Source organism: Bartonella sp. CL25QHWL (assembly GCF_042195335.1).
Lineage (GTDB): Bacteria > Pseudomonadota > Alphaproteobacteria > Rhizobiales > Rhizobiaceae > Bartonella.
Genome location: NZ_JBHIOE010000084.1, coordinates 1 through 774, shown reverse-complemented (window position 1 = coordinate 774; position 774 = coordinate 1). Strand labels below are relative to the sequence as shown.

At 41.7% G+C, this 774-nt stretch carries 1 pseudogene; it reads left to right on the top strand.

From position 1 onward, the window contains the following. A pseudogene (locus ACFILY_RS09585) lies at window positions 1-774 on the top strand (hypothetical protein); the annotation flags it as partial.

The following is a 774-nucleotide window of genomic DNA, read 5'->3' as shown; positions in this document are numbered from 1 at the left end:
GCTAGCGATGTATTTAGGAGGAGGAGCTAGCTATGAAGGTGGCGAATGGAGGGCTCCGGAATTCAAGGTTGCACAATTCAATTCTGATGGTAGTTCGTCAGAAAAGAAGATTTATCATGATGTAGCAGGAGCTTTTGATGGTGTCAGTGATGGTATGACGAGTATCAACGACCGTATTCATGATGTTGAGAAGAGTGTGGCGAGCAATGGTTTGAATTGGAATGAAGAAGAAGGCGCGTATGATGCGAAGCATGATGGTAAGTCGAGTAAGATTACGAATGTATTGGATGGTAAGATAGAAGAAGGTTCGCAAGAAGTTGTTAATGGTGGTCAGCTTTGGAGCACGAATGAGAGGGTAAAAGAGGTTGAAGACAAAGTAGATACGATAGATCAACATGTGAAAGATATTGAAGTAGCCGTAACGGATGGCGTTGTTAACTATGACAAAGATAGTGATGGGAAAAAGACCAATAGCATTACGTTAGTAGGAGGCAATGACAGCGAACCTGTTATGATAGACAATGTAGCGGCAGGCAAGATTGAAACAGGTTCTCAGCAAGCTGTTAATGGCGGTCAGTTGCATGATTATACTGAAGAGCAGATGAAGATAGTTCTTGAAGATGCCAATAAGTATACGGATGAGAAAGTTAGTAGTCTTGTCAATGATGCTGTTAACGAGTCGAAATCCTATACGGATATGAAATTTGAGACGTTGAATTATGCTATTCAGGATGTTCGGAAAGAAGCAAGACAAGCTGCTGCTATTGGTCTAGC